At 40.6% G+C, this 9,347-nt stretch carries 9 protein-coding genes; 5 read left to right on the top strand and 4 right to left on the bottom strand.

From position 1 onward, the window contains the following. Both HWQ37_RS16435 and ccmS read left to right on the top strand, forming a co-directional pair. A partial coding sequence (locus HWQ37_RS16435) for an ABC transporter ATP-binding protein (RefSeq protein WP_292748705.1) occupies positions 1 to 986 on the top strand: 986 nt, incomplete at its 5' end. Between the two features lie 38 nt (positions 987 to 1,024). After that, entirely contained in the window at positions 1,025 to 1,453 is a 429-nt protein-coding gene (gene ccmS, locus HWQ37_RS16430; RefSeq protein WP_292748704.1) for a beta-carboxysome assembly chaperone CcmS, read from the top strand. An 89-nt stretch (positions 1,454 to 1,542) separates the two neighbouring features. Here ccmS and HWQ37_RS16425 read toward each other — a convergent pair whose 3' ends face one another. The 4 genes from HWQ37_RS16425 to HWQ37_RS16410 form a co-directional block, all read right to left on the bottom strand. After that, complete coding sequence (locus HWQ37_RS16425) at positions 1,543 to 3,189, bottom strand: HEAT repeat domain-containing protein (protein WP_292748703.1); 1,647 nt, start codon at positions 3,187 to 3,189, stop codon at positions 1,543 to 1,545. 112 nt (positions 3,190 to 3,301) lie between these two features. Further along, positions 3,302 to 3,709 (bottom strand): helix-turn-helix domain-containing protein, encoded by a 408-nt coding sequence (locus HWQ37_RS16420; protein ID WP_292748702.1) that lies wholly within the window; start codon positions 3,707 to 3,709, stop codon positions 3,302 to 3,304. 104 nt (positions 3,710 to 3,813) lie between these two features. Beyond that, entirely contained in the window at positions 3,814 to 4,107 is a 294-nt protein-coding gene (locus HWQ37_RS16415; protein WP_292748701.1) for a type II toxin-antitoxin system HigB family toxin, read from the bottom strand. Positions 4,108 to 4,553: 446 nt separating this feature from the next. Beyond that, positions 4,554 to 5,936 carry a cytochrome P450 gene (locus HWQ37_RS16410; protein ID WP_292748700.1) on the bottom strand — a complete coding sequence of 461 codons (1,383 nt, stop codon included), beginning with the start codon at positions 5,934 to 5,936 and terminating at the stop codon, positions 4,554 to 4,556. A 701-nt stretch (positions 5,937 to 6,637) separates the two neighbouring features. Between HWQ37_RS16410 and HWQ37_RS16405 the strand changes: the two genes are divergently transcribed. From HWQ37_RS16405 to HWQ37_RS16395, 3 genes are all read left to right on the top strand, one after another. Further along, positions 6,638 to 7,270, top strand: coding sequence for a ParA family protein (locus tag HWQ37_RS16405; RefSeq protein ID WP_181930437.1), 633 nt, complete (start codon positions 6,638 to 6,640; stop codon positions 7,268 to 7,270). Positions 7,271 to 7,272: 2 nt separating this feature from the next. Continuing rightward, complete coding sequence (locus HWQ37_RS16400; protein ID WP_292748699.1) at positions 7,273 to 7,896, top strand: hypothetical protein; 624 nt, start codon at positions 7,273 to 7,275, stop codon at positions 7,894 to 7,896. A 243-nt stretch (positions 7,897 to 8,139) separates the two neighbouring features. Continuing rightward, positions 8,140 to 8,724 carry a Uma2 family endonuclease gene (locus HWQ37_RS16395; protein WP_292748698.1) on the top strand — a complete coding sequence of 195 codons (585 nt, stop codon included), beginning with the start codon at positions 8,140 to 8,142 and terminating at the stop codon, positions 8,722 to 8,724. Positions 8,725 to 9,347: the final 623 nt, after the last annotated feature.

Below are 9,347 nucleotides of genomic sequence, written 5' to 3'. Positions count from 1 at the left end.
GGATGCTGATTTTGGTGGGTTTTACGGCATTACTTTTATACGGTGGGATGGCTGCGGTTTCTGGAAAGATGTCTGTAGGAACTTACAGCGTATTAGTGTTTTTAATTCAGCGCTTGCTGTGGCCTTTAACTAGATTAGGCGAAACTTTTGACCAATTTCAAAGGGCAATGGCCTCTACTAATCGAGTTATGAATTTATTAGATACTCCTATCGCTATTCATACAGGAAATGTGGCCTTACCTGTGAATGATGTGCGGGGTGAAGTGCAATTTAAAAATGTTTATTTTGCCTATAAAGATAGATTTCCCGTAATTAAAAATCTGTCTTTGGATATTCCCGCAGGAAAAACGATCGCAATTGTCGGTTCAACTGGTTCTGGTAAAAGCACTTTAGTCAAGCTTTTGTTGCGATTATATGAGGTGCAAACGGGAAGTATTACTGTCGATGGGATTGATTTACAAAGTTTGAATTTGCAAGATTTACGCCGTTGCATTGGCTTGGTGAGTCAAGATGTGTTTCTATTTCATGGTACTGTAGCTGAGAATATCGCCTATGGCAGCTTTGAAACTACAGAACAAGAGATTATCACGGCGGCAAAGGTGGCGGAGGCGCACGAATTTATTGTTAACTTGCCCGAAGGTTATGAGACAATTGTGGGGGAAAGAGGACAAAAGTTATCTGGTGGACAAAGACAACGAATTGCGATCGCCCGTGCAGTCTTAAAGAATCCCCCGATTCTGATTTTAGATGAGGCAACCTCCGCAGTGGATAATGAAACAGAAGCGGCAATCCAGCGATCGCTAGAACGGATTACAGTAGATAGAACTACAATTGCGATCGCTCATCGTCTTTCCACTATCCGCAATGCCGATTGCATTTATGTCATGGAACATGGGAAATTAGTAGAGTCGGGAACCCATGAGCAATTGCTGGAGAAAGACGGTATTTATTCCGGCCTCTGGCGTGTACAGTCAGGTTTGAGATAAGTTTCGCCTATTGTCTGTGTCTTCATTACGAATTATTTATGTTTTTTGGTAATAGTCAACCAGAATCAGGTGATAACAAGTGGCGTGGCCAGTTGGATAAGTTTGTCAAAGCAAATCAGCATGAGTTAGCGGCGCTGTTTTGGGGATTATGGTTAGCAAATGGTGAAAGTCTTGGTACTGTTGGTATTGATTTGCAACCAACGCCGCATTTTGTTTATTGTCCGAAAGAGCAGATTGAGAAGTTAAATATTAAGGTTGATAATCGGCTTCAGGAAATTTTGGGAATTGTGGAGAATCACAAACCGGATGTGGAAGTTGTGATGATTGGGATTGGGAAGGGGGAAATTAAGTTAATTCAGTTTGCACCGGAACCAGTACCACCGATTTGTTTTGAGGAGGTTGGGAAGGATGTGGATGGGTTATTGGATGTGCTGGAAGAGAGGATGAGGGAGGAGATTGTTTTTTAACGCATAGGCGCTTCGCCTTCCCGCAGGGTAGGGACGCGGAGTGAAGCGCAGAGGAACGCGGAGGAGGAGAAGAACTCTGCGCTTATTGTTTAGTTGATTGCTTTGTGGAAATCTGGGTAAGTTAGATTTTCGGCACAATGCCAGATGATGTTAAATACGGCTTCGTAGCGATATGAATTGTTTTTGTAGAACTGTTTACTTAGATAGTCTTTTAGGGTTGTGACTACTTGTGGTAAATATTCGCTTTGGATGATGCTTATCAAATTATCAGCTATATCTAAAAGACAAGATTCATAGGATAGCCGCTCCAAAGGAAATAAATCTTCATTTTCATCTTCTTCAACTTCAAGATAATGATGGGTTTGAATGAATCTGATAAAGACGGCGATTAGTTCATTTAGCTTCTCTGCTTCTAATTTTCTACTTAGGTTAAATTGTTGTAAATTATAAGCAGCACTTGTCAAAATTGATTCATGCTTTGTAGTGTTCAATAGCCGAATTAGAGTCTCAAACGCTTGTTGATTATTGGAGTCTATTTCCAGCAAGACAAAGAGCGCACTTAGAGATGTACGCTCATCTTTTAAATTAACCATTTTCCAGATGGCTTTAATTATTTTCTGCTGATAGTCATTAGTTGGTGCTAGTATATCTGCTGCATAAAAATACACCCATTCCTCCTCAGCAGTTTCAAGTATTTTGGATAAAGTGGTAATTGCTACTCTATTACCTGAATCGAATTTTCCTAGACATAAAGCAGCCTTACAACGGAAAAATTCATTCTCAGTGGTTTTAATTCTCTCAGTTAAAATAGCAATTGCAGCTTTGTTACCTGGATCAATTACCATCAGATATCTAATAGACATATCGAGCAAATATGTATTCTCGGTAGTTTCGAGAATCTGCACTAAAGTATTTGATGCTATTGGATTACCTGGATCAATATCCCACAAAGCCTTAGTTGCATCTGAACAAATCACATGATCTTTGTATCTTTGAATGAAATCAATCAGGGTAGCGATCGCAATTCGATTGCCATAAGCTATGTTTCCTAAAGCTCTAATCGCACTCTCATATATGTCTTCTAAAGTCAACCACTCATTTGTGATCTCATCAGGCTTCATTTTGATAAATTGGATTAAATCAGCGATCGCAGTTTCATTGCCATAGCAAATTTTCCCTAAGCTACCAATTCCAAACCACCAATAGTCAGATTTATCTTGCTTCATTGGCAGTAATAAAGCTGCGATCGCACTTTTATTACCCGGATCGAGTGTTCCTAACTTTTCGGCTGCAACTCGGAGAATTGAACGACTTTCAGTAGTATGAACTAAATGCACAAAAGCCGCAATAACCCTTTTTCTATCAGTTAATTCCAGAGTTTTTCTAGCTGTTTTCACCAGAGGTTGAGGAAGTATCTGCCAATCTCGCTTATCTTGCCGAAAATAGGTATAACTCCATTTGAGGAGTTGTTCTACAATCGCATCACCCAAACTACATTCTGGGAACTGGGATAAAGCTTCAGCCGCCAAAAAATAGGCGCGATACCGATAAAAGTCGCCGCAACCGTCATCAAAATCTATTAAAGCTTGGATAAAATCTTCTTTCTGCTGCTTATCTACATCCTTTTGGCTGAACCAGTGGAGAATCTCTGCTTTCCACTCCGGCTCAAAGATGCGGTAAGTGCCTTGATTTAGATTGCTGCGATCGTGGTTAAAGAAATACTGCCAATCATGCATTGCCTCCTACCCACTTCGAGATGTGGGACGAAAGGGACTTAAATGAATCTTGCTACATCAGTTGGCTTTCTGTCAAGTCTGGATGCGATCAGGATCTGTAAAGTTTTCACTCTTATGATTCAAAAAAAGCAGCTGGCGAAATATGAAAAAACTCTGCAAGTTTGCCAATATGGTTAACTGTTAACTTGTGCTGTCCACTCAAAACTTCAGATACAATAGACTCGGTTTTAAAGATAGGAATTAAGTCTTTCTGTCGCAAACAAAATTCGGCAATCATTGCTTGAAGTAATTCTACGCCATGAATATCAGGTATAGAATGATGTTTTTGTTCATACTCATAAACCAGAGTACTTAAAACATTGAGATAGTCTTGTTCATCTGGTGTTAATTCACCTTTATCAACTAAGGAATCAACTACTTTTTGCGTAGCCAGCAATTCTTCCTCGGAAGTTACGGGACGAGGAGGAAAAGATTTGAGTAATTCGATATACGTTTTATTAACAGGTGTTCCAGGAGTCATTTTGCCAGATATCTGAGAGTTTCAATTCCTAATAGGGATTTTGATTAATTATAACTTTATTTGTAAAATTGTTGCCCCAAAAATAATAGTTAGCATCAAGTAAACTAAAGATCATTTTTCCACTCATCTTTGTCATATTCGTAATGTGTCAATATATGGCGAATAAAGACTTTTTGATATTTGTAATCCACCAAAGTAATAAGTCGATAATTATTACCACTTATGTTAAAAACTGTGAAATTACCAACTTGATCGGCTGAAGGAAAAGTCTGGCGTAACTCTACCAAGTTCTGCCACTCTGTTACAGATGTCAGTTGGTACCATAACCGGAAGCTAGTTTGTGCATTAGAGTGCTTTTCCCAGAACTCAACAAGTCTTGCACGACTGATAATGTGCATAAATTTTTAGTACATAATCCTATACCTGTTAGCTGGGCATTAATGTGCATTAGTGTCAACATAAGCTAGAAATGGCTTATCTGTTGGCTACATCACCCACCTTGGAATGAATTCCAAGGCTAATAGCAAAAGTCTACTGAAGTAGACTAAAAATTTTGGGGAATATTTAGTCATCTTTTAGATGACTTTTGTTATTAGCAAGGAACTTCAGTTCCTTGTGGGACAGGGGTTTTACCTTAAGTTGACACCAATGATTAAAGCATCACCCACCTTGGAATGAATTCCAAGGCTAATAGCAAAAGTCTACTGAAGTAGACTAAAAATTTTGGGGAATATTTAGTCATCTTTTAGATGACTTTTGTTATTAGCAAGGAACTTCAGTTCCTTGTGGGACAGGGGTTTTACCTTAAGTTGACACCAATGATTAAAATCCCCACCCTACTTACCTAAACTAGCGCTGGTTTATTCGCACTCTTTACTTGAGGTGTTGCAACCATCCGCATTCCAGCAGGTGCAGCGATAGTTAACCCACGGCGCACAGGACGCACAGGACGTTTATTTACTAGCGATACTTGAAATTCTGACAAAACAGTAGCCAAGACAATTTTCATTTCATACTGGGCAAATGCCATCCCAATACAACGACGATTACCGCCACCAAAGGGTAAATATTCATAAAGTGAATATTGTCTTTCTAAAAAGCGTTCTGGTTTGAACTGCTTGGATTGTGGATAAACTTCTTCCCGATGATGCGCTAAATAAATACTTGGTACTATTACCGTTCCCTCTCGCAGTTCGTAACCCATAATTGTAATTGGGGTCTTCACAACTCGCAAGAAAGCATTTATAGCAATTGGGTAAATTCGCAATGTTTCTTGGCAAACTGCTGTCAAATAGGGCAATTTAGCCACACTACTTAAATCGGGGTTAACTCCAAGGGTGTTGAGTTCCTGTAACAACTTCTCACGCACCTCTGGTAAATGGTCAATCCAGTAAAAAGCCCATGTCAATGCCGAAGCAGTAGTTTCATGTCCTGCAACTAGCAGCGTCATTAACTCGTCGTGTAATTCTTCATCCGACATCCCTTGACCATCGTCGTAACGAGCCGCCATCATCAAACTTAGGATATCTTGGCGATTTTGTTCAGATTCAGCCCGACGTTCTTGAAGCAAAGTATAAATAAGTCGGTCGATTTTTTGCCGTTGTTGCAAAATCCAACCCCAGGGACTCCATGCACCAAAATCTTTTTGCATGAATCGGAAGAAGAAGGCGCTGGACATTATGGGCGAACTGATGAAATCTAGTAAGTCACTTAGCGATCGCCTCAGTTCCTCAAACAGCTGGCCTTCATGCAAACCAAATACAACCCGTAGAATAACACGCAAGGTAACTTCTTGCATCGACTCACGGATATTAAAAGGTTTACCAATTTGCCATTCATTAGTCACCCGTCGGGTTATTTCCCGAATTTCCTCGCCGTAAGCCCGCATTCTTTCGCCATGAAAGGGAGGAGCTAATAATTGCCGTTGCCTCTGGTGGCGATCGCCATCTGATAACATAAAAGAGCGATCGCCAAGTAAAAATTTTAGCCCGATGTTCCCCCGACCAACCTCAAAATAGCTGGAATCAGCAGTAAAAATCTGCTCAAGTGCTTGGGGTTGACTAAAATATACCAGGTGGTTATCAGAGCGACTACTCCTGATCGTGAAAGTGTCACCGTAGATTTGGGCAAAATCATCCACATATTTCAGTGGCTGACTAACAAACTTGATCATTCTCAACCAGCGCGGCATTTGGGGTCCATCAGGCAGATTGTAAGTAGTTGTCATAGAATTTTGTGGAGTTAATGGCTTCTAAATTTTATTGTTACGAGTTTTCATGTTACAAACTAGCCGGTAAGCGTAAAGTTCAGCCACTTTAGTGCCCAGATTAAGCGACTCGTGCGGTTTTAACCGCTTTCAGAATTAATTTTTGGTACGGGGCGTGGAATAATATAGTTATGCCACAGGTAGAATAACCGCTAGCACAAATGGATAACCAAACCCAAAACGACTGGCTAGGAAAAAATAATGGATAGTGGGTAGCGAAAACACCACGATAAACATAAGCTAGGATGCCAACGCGCATTCAGACCAGTAAACACACTATTTATTGATTGTACAAAGTACCGTAGGGCATACGGGAACTAGAGAAGCGATTCTCTACTAACGCTTAGGGAGATGATGCCCACTGGGGTCAACCAAATTAGACTAGAAACTTTGTTTAATAAACGGGTTTCAGGTTTAAGTATTGCCGAAAGGATGGATGATTTTAAGGTACGTCGATGAACTAAGAATCTCAGTGTCTTTAGACCTGAGAGTGTCAAAGAAAGCGGTATATTCATGATTGGGGACTAGAGACTGGAAACTGGGAACTGAAAAGAAGACAAAGAGGATAATAATAACTCTTGTACAGACGCAATCGCGTCTCTCCTAACTCAGCACTCAGCACTCCTAACTCAGCACTCAAGAGGCAGCATCGGAAGCAAGCAGTGCCAAAAATCATCGCTATTCTCAACGGTAAAGGAGGAGTCGGTAAAACGACTACCGCAGTCAATCTGGCTGCAAACTTTGCGAAGAAAAAAAAGGTGCTGCTGATTGACGCAGATATTCAAGGTTCTGCCAGTTGGTGGTTTGGGCGCAGTCAGCAGGGTATGGGATTTGATTTATCTCAAGAAACAGATCCCGCACTTTTAAGTGATTTAGGAAAGATAACAGGTTACGATTTAGTAGTGGTGGATACACCTCCCGCCCTGCGCTCTGAAGCATTAGTGGCGGTAGTTGCGATCGCAGATTATCTAGTTTTGCCTACACCCCCATCTGCAATGGATTTAGCAATCCTCGTGGAAACAGTCAAGGAAGCCGTCATCCCCTTGGGAACCCCCCATCGGGTATTGCTCACCAAAGTCGATACGCGCAGTCTGGGGGAAGCACAAGAAGCAAAAAACACTCTGACTCGCTTAGGTATTCCTACTTGTAATACCTTCATCCGTGCCTATAAAGCTCATGAACGAGCAGCACTCGAAGGTGTAGCGATTACTCAATGGCGAGGAGGAAACGCACGGGAGGCGGAATTAGACTACCGCCGTGCAGCTGATGAATTACAGCGTGATTGGAGAAAATAAGAATGGCTAGGAAACAAAGTCTCTCTGACTTACTACAAGAAGAGGCGCAAAAATTTACACCCCCAGAAGGTGAATCTGCGATCGAAGTTACAGCCGAAAAAATTGTCGAAGAACAGGCTGCATCTGATGAAGAATCATTAGGACAACCACTTGAGCCAATTTCTACTAAGCGCACAAGTCCCACTAAAGCTGATTTAGAAATAACTGTCAAAGAATTGACAAGTAATCTAGAAACAAGCCATAAAAAAGAAGCATCTCTTGGACAAGAAATTGCTGATTTGCAATCAAAATTATCTAAACAAAAAACATTTGTATCAGAACAAAAATCATTACTAGAACAGCTAACCAAAGAGCTTGATGAAACCAAAAAAACAGCATTGCAACTTGCAGAAGCAAATTCTCAACTAATAGAAGAAATCAATGCTTTAAAACAAAAAGCAGAAGAGAAATCTAAACTTGCTGCTGTAGCTGTAGAAACTAGTGCGATCAAACCAGTAAAAGACCACTACAATCCACTTAACTACAAAAAATCACATCGGTCATCGGAAACACTGGCTCAAAATCAACCTCAAAATCAACCGAATGAGTATCCTGATAGTTCTAATGAGATGTGGTTGCTTGACTAGAGGCAGTTAATCAGTCAGATAATCTATGGCACTACTTAATTCATCCGTCGTTCTTGCAGTGCCATTTCTGACCTAGACAATCTTCCTTCAAATGTCTTAACTATTGGGTTAATAGCAGTATTTTGTTCATGTTAAATTAAAAAATGAATATGCTCAGGTGCTATCTTTAAGGCTTCAAATTATTCAACTGATACAATTAGGAGATGTCCAGAGCGACTATGAGCAGTGGGGTTGATCAAGACGATGAATACAACCACAACCGTCAATAAACTCACTCTAGAAGAGTATCTTGCCTATGATGACGGCACAGATATCCAGTACGAACTTGTGGATGGAGAGTTGGTCGAAATGCCGCCAGAAACTGATAGAAATAACTTAATTTCTCTTTATCTACTGTCGGAATTTCTTAAGTTTGTGCCGATTCAACTCATTCGCCACAAAGATACAAAACTCGTGGTGATAGGCAACCGGACTCGTGTGCGACTGCCAGATTTGATGATTTTGACGCAAGAGTTATTAGCGGCTTTAGCAGGTGGGCGAGCTACGATTACTCCAGATATGCCTTCCCCAATAATGGTGGTTGAGGTTGTCTCTCCTGGGAAGGTGAATGAGGATAGAGACTATCGTTACAAGCGTTCTGAATATGCCGCACGGGGTATCCCTGAATACTGGATTGTTGACGCTGATAAAGGTCGAGTTACCTTGCTGACTCTGGTAGATGGGTTGTATGAAGAAACTGTGTTTCAGGGAAAAGACTTAATCAGGTCTGTAACTTTTCCAACGCTGGATTTGACCGCAGCCCAAGTGTTGGCAGCCGGACAGGTCTAATATTTGACTTTTCCCCCATAAGTCTGGAAACGCAAGATAATAATAGCAACTTATGTAGCGAAGGCTTAGGTTATATCTACGTTTGTAGTGAGCGATTCATATCAAGTTCGGGTGACTACTTTTAATAAAATCTATCAATGTAGGTTGGGTTGAACGGTAGTGAAACCCAACGTGAACAAGGATAAAATGTTGGTTTACCCTGCGGGAAGCAAGCTACGTTCCTCAACCCAACCTACATATATCATAAGTGTTTAACCAGACACGATATCATCGCTCAAAACAAGGATTATCAGGACTAAAGTGCATTAGACGTAGGTTGGGTGGAGCGGAGCGCAACCCAACAGATATCAGGATGTTGGGTTACGCAAAGCCTCCACCCAACCTACAATTTTTTTGCTTGGTAGGTTTAATATTCTTTATGCCTTTTTCGTCTATTCATCAGTTTTATAAAGAAAATAGGCTCTTGCGCTACTTTTATGGTAAAAGTTAAAATAATTTAAATTTCATGCCTATACTTTTTACGATATTTAAGTCTAAAACTTTTACCAAGCATAGGCTTACAAACTTTGGTTCTTGCGTTACTTTTATGGAAAATTAATACTAAAGTGCCAGTTTAATAAACT

Source organism: Nostoc sp. NMS4 (assembly GCF_017115095.1).
In the GTDB taxonomy this organism is placed as follows: Bacteria; Cyanobacteriota; Cyanobacteriia; order Cyanobacteriales; family Nostocaceae; genus Nostoc.
Note: the sequence above shows the minus strand (reverse complement) of the source record. Positions and strands in the feature narration are given on the sequence as shown.